At 70.0% G+C, this 16,802-nt stretch carries 16 protein-coding genes; 8 read left to right on the top strand and 8 right to left on the bottom strand.

Translation table 11 applies throughout. From position 1 onward, the window contains the following. Nucleotides 1–20 precede the first annotated feature (20 nt). From JNB50_RS16990 to JNB50_RS16970, 5 genes are all read right to left on the bottom strand, one after another. Complete coding sequence (locus tag JNB50_RS16990; protein ID WP_208041340.1) at nt 21–1,076, bottom strand: Glu/Leu/Phe/Val dehydrogenase family protein; 1,056 nt, start codon at nt 1,074–1,076, stop codon at nt 21–23. Nucleotides 1,077–1,186: 110 nt separating this feature from the next. Then, nucleotides 1,187–2,767, bottom strand: a complete 1,581-nt coding sequence (gene purH / locus JNB50_RS16985) for a bifunctional phosphoribosylaminoimidazolecarboxamide formyltransferase/IMP cyclohydrolase (protein ID WP_208041339.1) — start codon at nt 2,765–2,767, stop codon at nt 1,187–1,189. Next, nucleotides 2,764–3,357, bottom strand: coding sequence for a phosphoribosylglycinamide formyltransferase (purN, locus tag JNB50_RS16980; RefSeq protein WP_208041338.1), 594 nt, complete (start codon nt 3,355–3,357; stop codon nt 2,764–2,766). Before purN ends, purH begins: the two co-directional genes overlap by 4 nt. A gap of 31 nt (nt 3,358–3,388) precedes the next feature. Then, nucleotides 3,389–4,711, bottom strand: a complete 1,323-nt coding sequence (locus JNB50_RS16975; RefSeq protein ID WP_208041337.1) for a threonine/serine exporter ThrE family protein — start codon at nt 4,709–4,711, stop codon at nt 3,389–3,391. Next, nucleotides 4,708–6,030 (bottom strand): DUF6350 family protein, encoded by a 1,323-nt coding sequence (locus tag JNB50_RS16970; protein ID WP_208041336.1) that lies wholly within the window; start codon nt 6,028–6,030, stop codon nt 4,708–4,710. The genes JNB50_RS16975 and JNB50_RS16970 overlap by 4 nt, the downstream gene beginning before the upstream one ends. 155 nt (nt 6,031–6,185) lie before the next feature. Here JNB50_RS16970 and JNB50_RS16965 point away from each other — a divergent pair, with 155 nt between their 5' ends. The 6 genes from JNB50_RS16965 (at nt 6,186) to JNB50_RS16940 (ending at nt 10,593) form a co-directional block, all read left to right on the top strand. Further along, nucleotides 6,186–6,497 (top strand): hypothetical protein, encoded by a 312-nt coding sequence (locus JNB50_RS16965; RefSeq protein WP_208041335.1) that lies wholly within the window; start codon nt 6,186–6,188, stop codon nt 6,495–6,497. An 80-nt stretch (nt 6,498–6,577) separates the two neighbouring features. Beyond that, nucleotides 6,578–7,210 carry a hypothetical protein gene (locus tag JNB50_RS16960; protein ID WP_208041334.1) on the top strand — a complete coding sequence of 211 codons (633 nt, stop codon included), beginning with the start codon at nt 6,578–6,580 and terminating at the stop codon, nt 7,208–7,210. 260 nt (nt 7,211–7,470) lie between these two features. Beyond that, a complete protein-coding gene (locus tag JNB50_RS16955; protein ID WP_208041333.1) occupies nt 7,471–7,857 on the top strand; it encodes a hypothetical protein in 387 nt (128 codons plus the stop codon). Further along, on the top strand, nt 7,854–8,882 hold the full coding sequence (locus JNB50_RS16950) for a peptidoglycan-binding protein (protein WP_208041332.1): 1,029 nt from the start codon (nt 7,854–7,856) through the stop codon (nt 8,880–8,882). The genes JNB50_RS16955 and JNB50_RS16950 overlap by 4 nt, the downstream gene beginning before the upstream one ends. Beyond that, nucleotides 8,879–9,523 carry an ATP-binding cassette domain-containing protein gene (locus JNB50_RS16945; RefSeq protein WP_208041331.1) on the top strand — a complete coding sequence of 215 codons (645 nt, stop codon included), beginning with the start codon at nt 8,879–8,881 and terminating at the stop codon, nt 9,521–9,523. Before JNB50_RS16950 ends, JNB50_RS16945 begins: the two co-directional genes overlap by 4 nt. Then, complete coding sequence (locus JNB50_RS16940) at nt 9,520–10,593, top strand: hypothetical protein (RefSeq protein WP_208041330.1); 1,074 nt, start codon at nt 9,520–9,522, stop codon at nt 10,591–10,593. The genes JNB50_RS16945 and JNB50_RS16940 overlap by 4 nt, the downstream gene beginning before the upstream one ends. 19 nt (nt 10,594–10,612) lie before the next feature. Here JNB50_RS16940 and JNB50_RS16935 read toward each other — a convergent pair whose 3' ends face one another. The 3 genes from JNB50_RS16935 to sucC all read right to left on the bottom strand — a co-directional run bounded on the left by JNB50_RS16935 (nt 10,613) and on the right by sucC (nt 14,216). Next, complete coding sequence (locus tag JNB50_RS16935; RefSeq protein WP_208041329.1) at nt 10,613–11,998, bottom strand: hypothetical protein; 1,386 nt, start codon at nt 11,996–11,998, stop codon at nt 10,613–10,615. Between the two features lie 148 nt (nt 11,999–12,146). Continuing rightward, complete coding sequence (sucD, locus tag JNB50_RS16930; protein WP_208041328.1) at nt 12,147–13,034, bottom strand: succinate--CoA ligase subunit alpha; 888 nt, start codon at nt 13,032–13,034, stop codon at nt 12,147–12,149. Between the two features lie 18 nt (nt 13,035–13,052). After that, complete coding sequence (gene sucC / locus JNB50_RS16925) at nt 13,053–14,216, bottom strand: ADP-forming succinate--CoA ligase subunit beta (RefSeq protein ID WP_208041327.1); 1,164 nt, start codon at nt 14,214–14,216, stop codon at nt 13,053–13,055. Between the two features lie 234 nt (nt 14,217–14,450). Between sucC and JNB50_RS16920 the strand changes: the two genes are divergently transcribed. Together JNB50_RS16920 and JNB50_RS16915 are read left to right on the top strand one after the other, a co-directional pair. Next, nucleotides 14,451–15,917 carry a hypothetical protein gene (locus JNB50_RS16920; RefSeq protein ID WP_208041326.1) on the top strand — a complete coding sequence of 489 codons (1,467 nt, stop codon included), beginning with the start codon at nt 14,451–14,453 and terminating at the stop codon, nt 15,915–15,917. 42 nt (nt 15,918–15,959) lie between these two features. Further along, nucleotides 15,960–16,796 carry an oxygenase MpaB family protein gene (locus tag JNB50_RS16915; protein ID WP_208041325.1) on the top strand — a complete coding sequence of 279 codons (837 nt, stop codon included), beginning with the start codon at nt 15,960–15,962 and terminating at the stop codon, nt 16,794–16,796. Nucleotides 16,797–16,802: the final 6 nt, after the last annotated feature.

Genomic DNA, 16,802 nt, shown 5'->3' with positions numbered 1-16,802 from the left:
CGGCGGGCGGAGGGGCGGTGTCAGGCGTGAGCGGGCTCGCGGAGGCGCGCCATCGCGATCTCGTCGGCGGCTTCGAGGGTGGTGATGCCCCGTTCGGCGGCGACGTCGAAGACCCGGGCGACGGTGTCGCCGATGGCCTCCACGCGCGCGCGGGTGGCCTCGGCCGAGGGCGACTCCTCGTTCATCATCGACAGGAAGATCACTCCACCGGCGTTCACGACGAAGTCGGGCGCCCAGAGGATGCCGCGGGCGGCGAGCCGCTCGGCGCCGGAACGCTCGGCGAGCTGGTTGTTGGCCGGTCCGACGACCGCCTTCACGCGCAGCTCGTCGATGACAGCCTCGGTCAGCACCCCGCCGACGCCCGCGGGAACGAACAGGTCGCCCTCCACGCGGTGCGCGTCGCTCGGTTCCACCCAGGCGGCCCCGATCGCGTCGGCGAGCGCGCGCTTGGCCGGGTTGACGTCGGTCACGGTGAGCACGGCGCCCTCGCTGGCCAGCCGCATGGCGATGATCGATCCGACGTGCCCGAGGCCCAGCACCGTCACGCGCCGGCCGGCGACGTCGCGACTGCCGGTGGCGCGCTCCAGGGTCGCGAGCAGCCCGGCGTACACGCCCGCGGCGGTCGCGTCGCTCGGCTCGCCGACGCCGCCCTCCGCCGGAGGGAGGCCGCACACGTTCGCGGTGCGCGTCGCGACCACCGACATGTCCTCGGCGCTCGTGCCGACGTCCTCCGCTGTCATGTAGCTGCCACCGAGGCTCTCCACGGCGTCGCCCAGGTCGAGCATCGCCTCGTAGCGCTCGGTGGGGCTGAGCTGATGGCCCTGCGGCAGGTAGACCACGGCCTTTCCGCCTCCGCGGTTGAGTCCGGCGGCCGCGTTCTTGTACGTCATCCCCTCCGCCAGGCGGAGCGAGTCGGCGACGGCCTCCTGCCAGGAGTCGTAGTTCCACACGCGGCAGCCGCCGAGAGCGGGGCCGAGGACGGTGGAGTGGACCGCGATGCTGATGGTGAGGCCGCTCCGCCTCCCCTTCACAACGTGCAGTGTTTCGTGCGGCAGGTCTGTGGGCAGGACGGACATCGGTGTCTCCTCGTGGGATCGCGGTGAATGCTGAGGGTCTTGTGGACCGTCGTCTATTCTCCGCGACCCCGTGAGGGGATGCAATGCGGCACCCGGATGAGCGGTGGCGCTCAGTGGAAGAAGTGACGCTCCCCGGTGAAGTACATGGTGACTCCTGCGGCCTTCGCGGCCGCGATGACATCCTCGTCGCGGATCGAGCCACCGGGCTGCACGATCGCGGACACTCCCGCGGCGATCAGGATCTCGGGGCCGTCGGCGAACGGGAAGAACGCGTCGGACGCCGCGACCGACCCGGCCGCGCGCTCCGCCGCGCGACTGACGGCCAGGTTGCAGGAGTCCACTCGGTTGACCTGGCCCATGCCGACGCCGACCGAGGCGCCGTGCTTGGCCAACAGGATCGCGTTGGACTTGACCGCGCGGCAGGCCTTCCACGCGAACTCGAGGTCGGCCCGAGTGGCCGCGTCGGCCTCCTCTCCGGAGACGAGGGTCCAGCCGGACGAATCGAACGCGTCGAAGCGGTCGCTGTCCTGCACCAGGATGCCGCCGGAGATCTGGCGGAACTCGGTCTTCGCGCGGGCGTAGCCCACCGGGAGCTGCAGGATCCGCAGGTTCTTCTTGGTCTGCAGCAGCTCCAGCGCCTCCGGCTCGTAACCGGGAGCGATGAGGACCTCGGTGAAGATGCCCTTGACGGTCTCGGCCATCGCGAGGGTCACCGTGCGGTTCGCGGCGATCACGCCGCCGTACGCGGAGACGGGGTCGCACTCGTGCGCCTTGTGGTGCGCGTCGGCGATGTCGTCGGCGACCGCGATGCCGCACGGGTTGGCGTGCTTGATGATCGCGACTGCCGGCTCGGCGAAGTCGTAGGCGCTGCGGAGGGCCGCATCGGCGTCCACGTAGTTGTTGTACGACATCTCCTTGCCGCCGAGCTGCCTGGCCTGCGCGATGCCCCTCCCGGCCGGGTCGGCGTAGAGCGCAGCAGCCTGGTGCGCGTTCTCGCCGTAGCGGAGGGTCTGCTTCAGCTCGGCGCGCACCTCGAAGCGCTCGGCGAAGTCGTCCGTCGAGGGCGCCTCGCCCGCGAACCAGGCGGCGACGGCGCCGTCGTACGACGCCGTGTGCGCGAACGCCTTGGCGGCGAGCGCACGCCGCTGGTCGAAGCTGGTGCCGCCGGCGGCAACCGCGGCTGCGACCTCCGCGTAGTCGTCTGGCGAGACGACGATGGCGACGTTGGCGTGGTTCTTGGCCGACGCGCGCACCATCGCAGGGCCGCCGATGTCGATCTGCTCGACCACGTCGTTGCCGACCGCGCCCGACGCGACCGTCTCGACGAACGGGTAGAGGTTGACGACGACGAGTTCGAACGGCTCGATCCCGAGATCCTTCAGCTGCTCCTCGTGCGAGGCCAGGCGCAGGTCCGCGAGCAAACCGGAGTGGATGGCCGGGTGCAGCGTCTTGACGCGCCCGTCGAGCGACTCGGGGAACCCGGTCACCGAGGCCACGTCGGTCACCGCGTGGCCGGCGTCGCGGATGGTCTGGGCGGTCGAACCCGTCGACACGATCTCGACGCCGGCCTCCGCCAGTGTCGCGGCGAGGTCGAGGAGGCCCGTCTTGTCGCTGACCGAGATCAGCGCGCGGCGGATCGGGACGAGGTCCCGTTCGCGGTAGAGGCTGGCGTCGTGACGGGGTCCGCTCATACTCGGGAGAGCTCCTTGAGGTCGATGTGTCCGTTGGCGATGTCGAGGACGGCGTCGATCAGGAGGCGCCGCTCCACGGGTTTGATGCGTTCGTGCAGGCTGGCCTCGGTGTCGCCCGGCAGGATCGGGACGCGCTCCTGGCTGATCACAGGCCCGGCGTCGACGCCGTCGTCGACGACGATGAGGCTGGCGCCGGTCTGCGTGACGCCGGCGGCCAGGGCGTCGCGGACGCCGTGCGCGCCGGGGAACTCCGGCAGGTAGGCGGGGTGCGTGTTGATGAGGTTCGGCGAGAACGCCTGCACGACGCGCGGCGGCACCAGGCGCATGAAGCCGGACAGGATGACCAGGTCGGGCTCCCAGAGCCGAATCTGCTCGAGCAGGGCGTCGCCCCACTCCTCGCGGTCGTCGTACGACGTGAACGGGACGGTGAACGACGGGATGCCGAACTCCTCCGCGTGATCGAGCCCGTCAGCCTCGCGATCGGCGCCGACCGCGACCACCCTGGCCGGGAACTCGGCGTCGGACGCCGCCTCGAGCAGCGCGCGCAGATTGGAGCCACCGCCGGAGATCAGCACGACAATCGAGAGCACGCGTCCAGCCTACCCATCAGGAACGCCGCGCTCAGACCAAACGCAGCCCCCACCGCGCCGGGGCGATCGTGTACAGCTGGCGGTAGAGCGCCGTGCCCACCAGCACGCCGAGGGCGATCGAGACGATGGAGCCGAGCACGTTCGGGATGCTGCTGGCGTCGAAGTCCACACCCGTCGCCGTCTGCGTCAAGCGGATGAGCCCGGTGGCTCCCGGCACGAGCAGCCAGAAGGCCGGGAGGAAGCAGACGACGGCCGGCGGGGCTCCGCGCACCGCCTGGACGAGGTAGGCGAGCACGGTGAGCGCGAGCGCACCGAAGAACCCGCTGAAGACATTGCCCATGACGAACGTCCCGACGAGCTGCCCTCCGTAGGCGACCAGCAGGACGAGCGTGAGGAAGTAGAGCGACCGTCTCGGCCCGCAGTAGTAGAGGAAGATCCCGACCGAGAACAGCAGCACCCCCAGCCACGGCTGGATCGCACCGAGCGGCGGCTGGGTCGACAGCAGCGCGGTGGAGGCGGGGACGCCGGTGATCTGCATCGCGGCGAGGATCCCGATGGCGAGGAAGCCCAGCTGGGCGATGCCGGAGACCAGCCGGCTGGAACCCGCGACCATGTCGCCAGCCGCGAGCTCCTGGATGCCCGTGGTGAGCACGGCCCCCGGGAGCAGGGTGACCAGTGGCGGCACCAGCACCTGCAGGGGCTCGTCGATGAGCACGGTTCTCCCCAGGAGGAACACGGTCAGGGCGAGCGCGAACGCGGTCGCGACGGGCAGGAGGATCGCTGCGTAGGTGCCCGGCCGCACGAACAGCTTCGCTGCGCCGACCAGCATCCCGAGCGCGAAGGCGTACAGCATGCTGGTGGTCTCCGCGCCGAGGAGCACCAGCGCGACTCCGGCCGACGCGAATCCGTGGCCGATGATCCGCACCAGGCGGTTGAACCGCGGCCGGGCGGAAGCGATCGCGTCCAGAGCCTCGATCCCCTGGGCTGCGGTGATCTCCCCCGCCAGAGCGCGGTCGACGACCGCGTAGACGTGTGCCGCCCGGTCGAAGCGCACCTCGCCGCCGGAGGCCTCCGCGACATCGAATCGGGTCTGCGCCTCTCCGGGCAGCCCGACGAAGATCAGCGTCGGGAACACGATCAGCGTCGCACGGGGCGACCCGAGGGCGGTCGCGACGCGCTTCAGCGTGCCCTGGATGTCACGCGACGCGGTGCCGATCGCCAGGAGCGCACTGCCGAGCCGGACGAGGAACTCCTGCAGCTGCGCCGACGGGCTCTCGACGAGCTGCTCGGCCTCGGTCGACCTGCGTCGAAGTCTGAACGTCGGCAGGTGGAATCGGGGCCCCGGCGCTCTCATCGTCGCGCCCGGCCTCCGGCCAGCAGCCCGATGACCGCCGCGACGCCGACCTCCCCTGCTGCGATCGCACCGACCAGCCACGGGTTCGGCCCGACGTCGTGCAGGCGGCCGGGGCCGAGCGCTCCCGACGACCACCAGGCCAGCAGGCCGAGTTGGATTCCGGCGACCACGCCGATCCCCAGCGCGGTGAGGAACAGCGCGAGCGGGCCGTCGGCGTGGGCCCTCCTGGTCGCGCGCAAGAGGGCGGCGGCGACGAACCCCGCGAGCAGCGGGACGATCACGCCGACGAGCCCGAAGCTGTATCCGTGCGCGGGGATGACCCCGAAGAGCGGCACACCGGGCAGCGGCCCGAGCGCGGTGCCGATGGGGCTCACGGTCGATCCCGTGCCGATCGCGAAGCCGGGGCCCACCAGCCACGACATGAGCCAGATCACGAGGTTGGGCAGGAACGCCAGCTGCGCCACGGTGAGAGCGACGCCGCCCGCGACACCGGTCTGCAGCTGTTCGTAGAGGCTGATGATCGCCGCGTAGTTGCCGAAGATCAGCAGCGCGAGGATGAATGCGGAGGCCCCGATGACGATGGCGGTCGCAGCGCTGCCCGCCCTGACCGCGCCCAGCACGCCGGCGCGGACGGGCGCCGGGATGGTGCCCAGCCGGGCGCGGACGGCGACGGCGACGGCGACGGGAGCCGCTCCGCCCGGCGCCTCGATGGGCGCGCCGTTCGTCCGCTCGCCCGCCCGGTCGTCGTGCCGGTCACGAGGGCGCTCTGACGAGGAGGCGCTGCGGTCGCCTCCCCTGCCGTCCCCTCCCCTGCGGAGTCCGGCGAAGGCGAAGCCGATCCCGATGCCCAGCGCGTAGACGAACGGAGGCAGCACGATCCCCCGCCACAGCGACGGGGTCACGACCGCGCTTCCCGCGGTCAGGGTCACCAGCACGGAGACGGCGAGGAACACGGCGAGCGCCGAGATCGCACCGGTGCTGCGGTACGGCGTCTCCGCGGCACGCAGACCGGTGCGCACGCCGAGACCGGCGGTGAGGGCGGCGAAGCCCAGGAGCGCGATCGTCACCCGGAACGGGGCTGCGGCCCCGGGGAGCCCGAGGGATCCGACGGTCTGCGGATCGAGAGTCACGGTCAGGTTGACGCCGTGCCCCACCAGCCAGATGTCGGCCGCGGCCTTCCAGACGACCGCGAAATCCCCGGTCAGGTGGTATTGCGTCGCCCAGAGGACGGCGAGCGGGACCACGCAGATCCCGATGCCGACCGCCGCGACGATGGCCGCCTCCAGCGCGGCGAGCAGGGCGACGGTTGTGCGATTCATGACCGGATGGAGCCTACCGGTCACGGAGGCGACCATCCGGTAGACACTTCGACAGGCGGGCGACCGTCAGCGACTCCACAAAGATATTGCATCTATACCTCTTGCATTTATGCCTGATGTTCTGCTTTGCTGTGCCCATGAAGAAACACACCAGAGTGAGCACGATTCGTTCCCGCGTCGCAGCCGGGGCCATCGCAGCAGCGGCATCGGTCGGCCTCGTGGTCGGCACAGCGGTGCCCGCACAGGCGGCGATCTGGCACTACGTCTCGTCGTCGTGGGTCGAGGCGTACGCGGGCGCGACGTCGAACACCAACAACGACGGTTGGATTCAGGCCTTTGCTCAGCTAGGAGGTGATGTCAGCTGGGGGGTCGCCCGGACGTCGCACAGCGACGCGAAGGTGAACGGCTTCAACATGACACACAAGGCACGCATCTACCGAAACAGCGTCATCATCGCGCAGAGCTGATTCTGAATCTCGGCGGGGTCGGGTGCTGCACGCACTCGACCCCACTCAAGTTGTCGCCGCCAATCAAGCGAAAGTCCACCATGAAGACCCTCATGTTGCGAACTGCACTTCTCATCAGCAGCGCGGCCGCGCTCATCTCGGCCGCGGGTTGCACACCCGCGGAACAACCGGGCGGCAAGCTCGCTTCGACCTACGTCGCGCTCATTGAGGCAGAACTCGCAAGCGGGAACCTGACAGATTTCGAGACAGATGTGCTGACACGCGCAAGGGAACGCGGTTCCATTTCGCAGAGCGACTACGAGGCGGCCCACACTCGTTACAAGGAATGCATGGCCAGTAAGGGGATAGTCGCGCAGGAAAGGCGCTACCCCAACGGAATCATCCACTCCACGCCGCCAGGACCAGATGACTCGTTCACGATCGACGATCTCGCGGAGGCCAACTTCGCGTGCGGGGTCGGGACGACTGCAGCGATCGACCAGCTCTACAGCGTCCAGCAGGGCAATCCCGACCTTCTCCGCGATCGCAACGAAGCGGGCGCTGCCTGTCTCGTCCGGGAAGGAATCGCGCCCGTTTCGTTCTCGCGCGAAGACTTTGCCGCGACATTCGATGGCCCGGGGTCCGACTACAGCAGTCTTCCGTTCGATGTCCACGACGATCGGGTGCACATGTGCCTCTATGTCGCCGGCATCGTGATTAGGTTCACCGATTGATCCGCCGAGGCACGTCGGCGAAATCTTGCGCTGCCATTGTCGCTGCGGTGGCGGTAGTTAGCGGCTCCTTCGCCTGCAGCGCATCCATCCGACCTGAGCCCAATGAAAAGCTCGCGTCCTCTTATGTCTCGCTGATCGAGGAGCAGCTTCGGAACGAGAACCTGAGCGGATTCGAGAGGGAACTTCTCGCCCGGGCAAAGGAACGGGGCTCGATCTCACAGATCGACTACGAAACTGCACACGCTCGCTACAAGGAATGTATGGCTCAATCCGGGGCCGTAGCCGACGAACATCGATTTGCGAACGGTCTCATCCATTCGAACGCGGGTGCCCCCGCGGCCAATCTCACCGTCGAGCAGCTGGCCGAAATCGACTTCTCGTGCGCATCCGGCACTCTTGTCGTAGTCGACGAGCTCTACCGAGTCCAGCAGGGCAACCCCGACCTCCTCCGCGACCGCAACGAGGCCGGAGCCGCCTGCCTCGTCCGCGAAGGGATCGCCCCGACGTCGTTCTCCCGCGACGACTTCGCGACCGCGTTCGACGGCCCCGGCTTCCGCGATTACGACAGTCTCCCCTTCGAGATCAAGGACGAGCGCGTGCACATGTGCCTCTACGTCGCCGGCATCGTGCTCGGGTTCACCGAGTGATCCGCCGCCTCCTGCTCCCCGTCGCCACCGCTCTGGCCGGACTGGCGGCCGGCATCCTCATCGTTTCGATGTTCGCGCCGTCGGCCCCCGCCAGCCTCCAGACTCCGAAGGCCCCGCGCACGCTCGGCCTGCAGGAGACGGAGTTCCGGGACGAACGCTCGATGGGGCTCACCGCCGATGTCGAGCGCACCGCCGCCATCGCGCTGAACACGAGCGGGATGGTGACGGGGTCCGGTTGCGTGCCCGGCGCCGCCTTCGCGAGCGGCGACGTCATCGCGCACGTCGACGCGGCGCCGATCGTGGCCCTGTCGAGCGGCACGCCACTCTTCCGCGACCTCGCGCCCGACGACGAGGGCACCGACGTGACGGCGCTGCGGGGTGCCCTGCGCGGCCTCGGGTTCGCGGTGGACGCCGAGGGCCGCTACAGCGCGGCGGTGCGGGACGCCGTGAAGGAGCTCCAGCGGCGAACCGGCGTTGCGCCCGCCGACGGCGTGCTGCGGCTGTCGAGCATCGCGTGGCTTCCGGCACCGACCGTTACGGTCTCCTCGTGCGAGGTCACCGTCGGCGAACGGTACGAGCTCGGGAGCCCCTACGCGGAGGTTCCCGGCACCCTCCGCTCGCTCACCCTCGTCAGCGGCGAGACGTCGACGGTGGTCCCCGGCGACCGCATCCTCCGGCTGGGCGCCCACGAGTTCACGATGCCCGACAGCGGAGTTGTCGGCGACCGCGCCGTCCTCGACGGGATCGCCGCGTCGCCGGAGTACTTGGCGAACGCCGCCAAACCGAAAGACTCCCCCCTCTCAGTCACGGCTCGACTCGTCACGCCGCTCCACGTGGTGGCGGTGCCGCCGGGCGCGCTGATCGGCGCCGCGGCGGGCGCGCGGTGCGTCCAGCTCGAGAGCGGGGCGACCGCCGCCGTGCGGATCGTCGCCAGCCGGCTCGGCTCCTCGTTCGTCGTCTTCGACGGAGACGTCCCGAAGCGCATCCGGATCGGCGCCGCGGTGACGGCGAAAGGGTGCGGATGAGCGCCGCCACGGGCGCACGATTGACGCTCACCGGTGTCGCGTTCGCGTTCAACCCCGGCGCGCCCATCTTCCGCGACCTCACCGCGACGATGGCACCGGGCGACGTCTGGGGCGTGACCGGACCGTCGGGCTCGGGCAAGTCCACACTGCTGTCGCTCCTCGCCGGGTGGGAAGCCCCGACCGCCGGCGGCATCGAGCGCACCGGCATCCGCCGGGTCGGCTGGGTATTCCAGAACCCGCACGGGCAGGCGCACCGCACCGCCCTCGATCACGTCGCCTACCCGATCATCGCCCGAGGCGGCGACCGTGCGTCGGCCTCCCGCCGTGCCCTGCGCATCCTCGACGAACTGGGGCTGGTCGCACGGGCCGAGAGCACCTTCGCCCAACTCTCGGGCGGCGAGGCCCAACGGCTCATGCTCTGCCGGGCGATCGCCGCCGAGCCCGACCTGCTGCTCGTCGACGAACCGACCGCACAGCTCGACCGCACCAACGCCGCGACCGTGAACGGCGTGCTCCGGTCCCTCGCCGGGATCGGCGCCATCGTCGTGGTGGCGACGCACGACCAGGACACGGTCACGGCGTGCACGCAGCGGCTGACACTGGACCGGGCGACGATCGCGGCGGAAGGCCACCGGTCGTGAGACTCGTCCGGCTGCGGTCCCTGGTCGGCGAGAGCAGACGGAATGTCGCGACCGGCCCGCTGCGTTCCGTTGTCCACGGTGCGGTCCTCTCCGCGATCATCGCGGCGGCTGCGCTCCTCGACACCCTCACGATCGCCGGGCTGGAACGCCAGGCCGAGGCGTTCCGGGCGGCGGGCGGCGCGACGCGCGTGCTCTCCTCGCCCGACGCCGTCGACCGGGCCCGCTGCGAGAGCCTCCCCGGCACCGCGGGATTCGCGGGTTCCGGATCGCTCACCCAGCGGGAGTCGATCGCACTGCTCGAACCGGGCTCCAGCGCGATCCCGGTCTTCGAGGTCTCACCGGGACTGGCATCCCGGCTGGGCATCGCAGACACCGGCCGAGGCGGCGTGTACCTCACGACCACGTTCGCCACCGAGCTCGGCGCGGATAGCGGTACCCGCCTGATGACGCGAGAAGGCCCGGTCACCGTGCTCGGGACGTTCGCACCCGGCCCACGCGACGGCGCGGCGTCACGGCTGTCGTCCGCGCTGGTCTCGATCGTTCCGGCGACGGGAACAGCGGGCGAGTGCTGGGCGGACATCTGGCCTGCCGGCCGGGACCGCGATCCGCTCCTCCTGACCGCGCTCTCCCCCGACGCGCCGTCGAAGGAGACCTCGATCGACCCGCTGAATCCAGTCGTCGGCCAGGAGTTCTCCGGCGCCTCTGCATTCGACCAGCGGACGAGTCGATTCGCGCCGGCCGCCGCAGCCGTCGGTGCGCTGCTCCTCGGGGTCGTGTACGCCCGCGCGCGCCGGCTCGAGCTGGCCGGTTCGCTGCATGCCGGCGCCAGCCGCGCCTTCGTCACGGGGACGCTGCTCGTGGAGGCCGCGCTCGTCGGCCTCCCCGCGCTGGCGATCGCGACGCTGACCCACGGACTCGGTGTCCTGGCGTCGGAGGGCGCCGTGAGCGCCCTGCCTCCGGCGTCGGCGCTGACCGCCGTGACCGCCGCGGCGATGTTCGTGGTCGGCGTCGGGGCGGCGGCCTCCGCTGTCCGCGAGAGCGACCTCTTCGCCCTCTTCAAAGCACGCTGAGCGATGAGGGCCGGTGCGCTCAGGACACGGTCATCACGGGCGTGTCGTCGTCGGCGTCCTCCGGAATGGTGATGATCGGTCGCTGCACCAGCTCCAGGATCGCGATGACCACCGCGGCGATCACGAGGGTCCAGATGATGAGCGACGGGGTGAGCGGACGCACGAACAGCACGATCGCTGCCGCGATCACCGCCACGGCGCTGCGCAGCAGCACCCGCTGGGCGTAGATCCACTCGCCGGTCCGGCCTGTGGAGATGCCGTGGCGTTCCGCGGATTCCCGCACCCAGGTGACACCGGACCCGAAGAAGCCGCGCAGACGCCGTGGCACGCCGAACGGACCGGAGTACCACGCGACCAGCGCGACGACGATCGCGAGCACGAGGACCGCGACGCCGGTGTCCTTCATCGCCGTCGAGACCGTGGCGTAGAGCGTCTTCGCGACCCCGGCCGGCACCAGCCCGGGCGACGCCGAGGCGACGAACACGATCTGGCCGATGCTGATGCCCGCGACCACCACGATCATCGCGACGCCCAGCGCACTGGCCGCGCCGATGAGGGCGAGCGCACGCCGCCGGGCGACGACGACTCCCAGGGCGAGCAGGCCGATCGCGACCCAGGGCAACCAGGCCCCTGCGACGATGGCCAGGTTGTAGAACATCTGGAGAGTCGGGATGGACGAGTTCTGCGCCACCGTGATCGTCTTGTCGATGGTCGGGATCTGCGCGGCGAACGAGAGGCCCTGGTCTTCGAGAAGCTGTTTGACCCGGTCGATGATCGGACCGAGCTGCACGCCGACCGACCCGTCGGCTCCCACAGTGATCGCCGCTTTCGGATTGCCCTGCATCGTCGCGACCAGCTGGGTGTGACTCGCACGCAGGGCGTCCTGCCAGACCTGCGCGAAGGCGTCGGACGACACGAACCGACCGACCGTCGTCTGGATCAACGACACGATGCCCTGCGCGAGGGGAGCTTTGAGCGCGTCCAGGGCCTTCGTGGCGACGGGACCGGTGCCGAGGCCCGTGATGCCGTCGATCACCTGGGAGGTCAGCTTCGGGATGTCGACATGCTGCTGGATCACCTTCACCGTCTCGTCGGTCACGTACGCCTGCACGGCGGGATCGTCTGCGAGCGGCGCATAGGTGGCGACGAAGGTATCGGTGTCCGTCAGCTGCACTTTCGCCCAGGAGGCGACGACGGCGACCGGTGCGAGGATCGCCCCGATCACGATGAGGACGACGGCCAGGAGCGTCCAGCCCCACCCGCGCTTGTGCTTCGCCGGGGAGAGCGCGCCGGTCTCGGGGAGCGGCTCGGTCGCGTTCTCGTCGAGCCGGCTCCGAAGAGCGGTGTTCTCGGCCTCGAGCGCTGCGACGCGCCGAGCGAGCTCGGCATTCGTCATCTTCGGCATCGGCAGCATCCCCCTCCGGGCGGTGATGCCTCACTGTAGCGCCGTGCCGGGCGGCACGGGCAGGCCCCGAAACGAGTGGTGGACAAACGGCACAGGGCCGGACTCTGTGGAGGAGTCCGGCCCTGTGCCGGCGTTCAGTCGATACGGGTCAGAGCGCCGCGTAGACCTCGCGAAGCAGCGCCGCGGTCTCGGACGGGGTCTTGCCGACCTTCACGCCCGCGGCCTCCAGCGCCTCCTTCTTGGCCTGCGCCGTACCGGCGGAGCCGGACACGATCGCGCCGGCATGACCCATGGTCTTGCCCTCCGGCGCGGTGAAGCCGGCCACATAGCCGACGACCGGCTTGGTGACGTTGGCCTTGATGAAGTCGGCCGCACGCTCCTCGGCGTCGCCGCCGATCTCGCCGATCATCACGATCGCCTTGGTCTCCGGGTCGGCCTCGAACGCGGCGAGCGCGTCGATGTGGGTGGTGCCGATGATCGGGTCGCCGCCGATCCCGATGGCGGTGGAGAAGCCCAGGTCGCGCAGCTCGTACATCATCTGGTAGGTCAGCGTGCCGGACTTGGAGACCAGGCCGATCGGTCCCTTGCCGGTGATGGTGGCCGGAGTGATGCCCACGAGCGACTCGCCCGGCGTGATGATGCCGGGGCAGTTCGGGCCGATGATGCGGGTCTTGTTGCCCTTCGCCTTGGCGTACGCCCAGGCCTCCGCGGAGTCCTGCACCGGGATGCCCTCGGTGATGACGACGAGCAGCGGGATCTCCGCGTCGATGGCCTCGACCATGGCGTCCTTGGCGAACGCCGGAGGAACGAAGATGATCGACACGTCGGCGCCGGTCTTGTCGATCGCCTCGACGACGGTGCCGAAGACGGGGAGCTCGACATCGCCGTGGGTCACGGTGGTGCCGGCCTTGCGCGCATTGACGCCGCCGACGACCTGCGTGCCGGCCTTCAGCATCAGCGCGGTGTGCTTGGTGCCCTCGCCGCCGGTGATGCCCTGGACGATGACCTTGGAGTCCTTGTTGAGGAAGATAGACATTCTCTGATTCGTCCTTGCTTACTTCGCTGCCAGCTCGGCGGCCTTGTCGGCGCCTTCGTCCATGGTGAGTGCGAGGGTCACCAGCGGGTGGTTCGCCTCGGTGAGGATGTGGCGACCCTCGTCGACCTTGTTGCCGTCGAGACGGACGACGAGCGGCTTGTTCGCCTCGTCGCCGAGGATCTCGAGCGCCTTGACGATGCCGTTCGCGACCGCGTCGCAGGCCGTGATGCCGCCGAAGACGTTGACGAAGACGCTCTTCACCTGCGGGTCGTTCAGGATGACGTCGAGACCCGCGGCCATGACCTCGGCGGACGCGCCGCCGCCGATGTCGAGGAAGTTCGCCGGCTTGACGCCCTTGTGCTTCTCTCCCGCGTAGGCGACGACGTCGAGGGTGGACATGACCAGGCCCGCGCCGTTGCCGATGATGCCGACCTGACCGTCGAGCTTGACGTAGTTGAGGCCGGCCTTCTTGGCCTTGGCCTCCAGCGGGTCAGCGGCCTCGGCGTCTTCGAGGGACTCGTGGTCGGGGTGACGGAAGTCGGCGTTCTCGTCGAGCGTGACCTTGCCGTCGAGGGCGATGATGTCGCCCTCCTCGGTGAGGACGAGCGGGTTGACCTCCACCAGCGTCGCGTCCTCGCCGGTGTAGACCGCGTACAGCTTCACGAAGACGTCGGCGACCTTGTCGACCAGCTCGTCGGGGAAGCCGGCCGCCTTGGCGATCTCGACGGCCTTCGCGGAGTCGAGGCCGGCACGGGGGTCGACCTCGATGCGGGCGAGCGCCTCCGGCTTCTCGACGGCCAGCTGCTCGATCTCCATGCCGCCCTCGACGCTCGTCAGCGACAGGTACGAGCGGTTCGCCCGGTCGAGGAGCACGGAGAAGTAGAACTCGCGGGCGATGCGGGCGCCGCCCGCGACCATCACCCGGCGGACCACGTGGCCCTTGATGTCCAGGCCCAGGATGGCCTTGGCGGCCTCTTCGGCGTCGTCGGGGGTCTTGGCGACCTTCACGCCGCCCGCCTTGCCACGGCCTCCGACCTTGACCTGCGCCTTGACGACGGTGACGCCGCCCAGCTTCTCCGCGGCCGCGCGGACCTCCTCCGGAGTGTCTGCGACGATGCCCGGAAGGACCGGGACGCCGTACTTCTCAAACAGGTCTCTGGCCTGGTACTCGAATAGATCCACGGTTATCCAATCCGCTGATGCCCGGCGCGCTCGTGACGCTCCGGCTGATATCTCCTGGGCGGTCCGGCGGGAGAATAGCTCGACGCCGAGATAAATTCGCCAGTGAGAACTTTAGCGCGTTCGACTGAACAGCCCGAATCCGTTTCTCCTCCACAGCCGGCGGCGTGAGCGAGTACTCCACTGATCCGGTCGCGGCCGGCTCTGACCGGGCCCGAGACGGCGACCGTGGAGGGCATGACACATCGCATTTCGACCTTCGTGACCGCCTTCGCCCTCGCCGGCCTCGCCGTCTTCCTCGGCATGCTCCAGGCCCTCGTGATCGCGCCCGATGCCCGGGCGCTCACGGGCGCAGGACACGGACCCGGCTATCTGTCCAGCGACGGCTGGTGGCTCGGCACCTATCGCATGGACGACGGCCGCCAGGGGTTCTGCCTCAACGCCGGCAAGCCGAGCCCGACCGGCCACGGCCTCGACTACGCCGAGGCCGCTGAACTCGGGTGGTACACGCCGCAGCAAGCGGCTTCGCTCGCGTACATCTCGCGCAGCTGGGCGGGAACCGACGACCAGCTGACGGCGGCAGCCGGTCAGATCGCGACCTGGCTCGTCGCCGGGCTCAACGGGCACACGCCTGAGGACGTCGCAGCGCGCGCCGGAGCTGACGCCCCGCACGTTCTCGCCCGTGCCCACGAGATGGTGGACGAGGCGGCGCGGCACGGATCGAACGCCGTCAGGGCCGCCACCGTCGTCGAACTGGCGGAGACCGGTCCGGGACGCGTGCGCGTGGAGCTCACCGTCGTGCGACCGGCCGGCTCGGAGCTCGTCGCCCCCGGCAGTCACCTCGCTCGTGTGACGCTCGGCGGCGCTTCGTTCGACGACGGAAGCACGACGGCCGAGCTGCCGAACGGCACCGATGTCGAGATCACTCCGACGGGAACCGATACCAGCATCACAGTGACTGCTCACGCGGAGTTCTCCGCCCTCCCCTACGGCGATCGCATGCTGGTGGCCGTGCCGCACGACGACGCGCAGGCCGTTCTCATCGCCGTACCCGCCACAGCGGAGGCGGATGCGGAGGCCTCCGCGACGGGGCCGTCGCCATTGCCGTTCCAGCCACTGGTCGCGACGGTGACGAGCACCGCGGTCGCCGCGCCCGGCGCAACCGTGCACGATCGCCTGACCGTGACCGTCGACACCGGCGACGGTCTGCTCCCGTCGTGGGGTGTGCGGGCGACGGACGACGGGTTCGAACCCGTCGAAGCGATCGTCGAGAGCACGCTCCACGGGCCATTCAGCGACCCGATCGTCGAATCCGACGCCGTACCCGAGGGCTCACCCGTGGTGTGCGTCGTCGAGACGGCGGTGACCGGCACGGGCGAGTACGAGACGCCGGAGTGCACGCTCTCCGCGGCCGGGCACTACGTCTGGACGGAACGCATCGATCCGGCAGCCGTGGAGCCGGACGCGGGCGCCGAGCGGATCCGGCCGTGGCAGTCGGCGTTCGGCATCGCCTCCGAGATCACGCTGGTCTCTGCGCCTGCGGAGACGCCGCGCACCCAGCTTGCGGCGACCGGGGATCGTGCGGAGACCGGGTCCGTTGCGTTCGCCGCGACCCTCGTCGGTCTCGGGATCGCGTCGACGCTGATCGCGGGTTGCGCCCGCCGAGGAGCGCATCGCTCGGTACGCCGAAGCTTGCGCCCATGATCGGGGCCGCGCGGCCGGGCCGGTCGGGTGGATCATGGTCGCATGACCGCCCCGCCCGCGCGGCACTCCGATCTCCGGTCGATCGCCGGCGAAGCGCTCTCGCTCGCCGGCGCCGGCCGAGCGCTGCTGCTGCAGATCGCTCACCCGGCAGTGGGACGCGGGGTGGCCGAGCACAGCGACTTCGCCACCCGGATCGTGGACAGGTTCCACTCCACGATGATCTTCGTGTACGGCGCGGTCTTCGCGTCTCCCGAGACCTTCGACACGATTCGGAGGCAGGTCAACCGCGCGCACGGCCCGGTGCACGCCCCCCGGAGCGGCGACCTGCCCGCGTACAGTGCGTTCGAATCGGAACTGCAGCTGTGGGTCTCCGCGACCCTCTATTCGACGATGATCGACCTGAACGAGCGGGTGTACGGCCCGCTGGCCGACGCGTCTCGCGAACGGGTGTACCGGGACTTCCGACAGCTCGGTCTCAACCTCCAACTCCGGCCGGAGGAGTGGCCCGCCGACACGGTCGCATTCGGGCGGTACTGGGACGGGATGCTCCGGCAGCTCGCCGTGAACGATTCGACACGTCGGCTCGCCGAGCAGATCCTCCACCCGTCCGGTGTGCCGGCATGGTCGAGGATCGCGCTTCCGTCGTGGCGCCTCGTCACGACGGGACTGTTGCCTCCCAGCGTTCGCGGACTGTTCGCGCTGCCGTGGGACGACCGTCTCGAGCGCAGGTTCGACCGGCGCATGCGGTGGACCGCGGCTGTCTACCCGCACCTCCCCGCCGCAGTGCGACACCGCCCGCGCGACGTCTCCCTGCGGCGGTTGCAGCGGGAGGCGGCGGACGCGCCCCGTGCGCGAAACCACGCGCGACAGCCGGAATAGACTGCC

It is taken from the genome of Leifsonia sp. TF02-11 (assembly GCF_017565305.1).
In the GTDB taxonomy this organism is placed as follows: domain Bacteria; phylum Actinomycetota; class Actinomycetes; order Actinomycetales; family Microbacteriaceae; genus Leifsonia.
The sequence above is the reverse complement of the archived record's forward strand: the minus strand, read 5'-3'. Positions and strand labels throughout refer to the sequence as shown.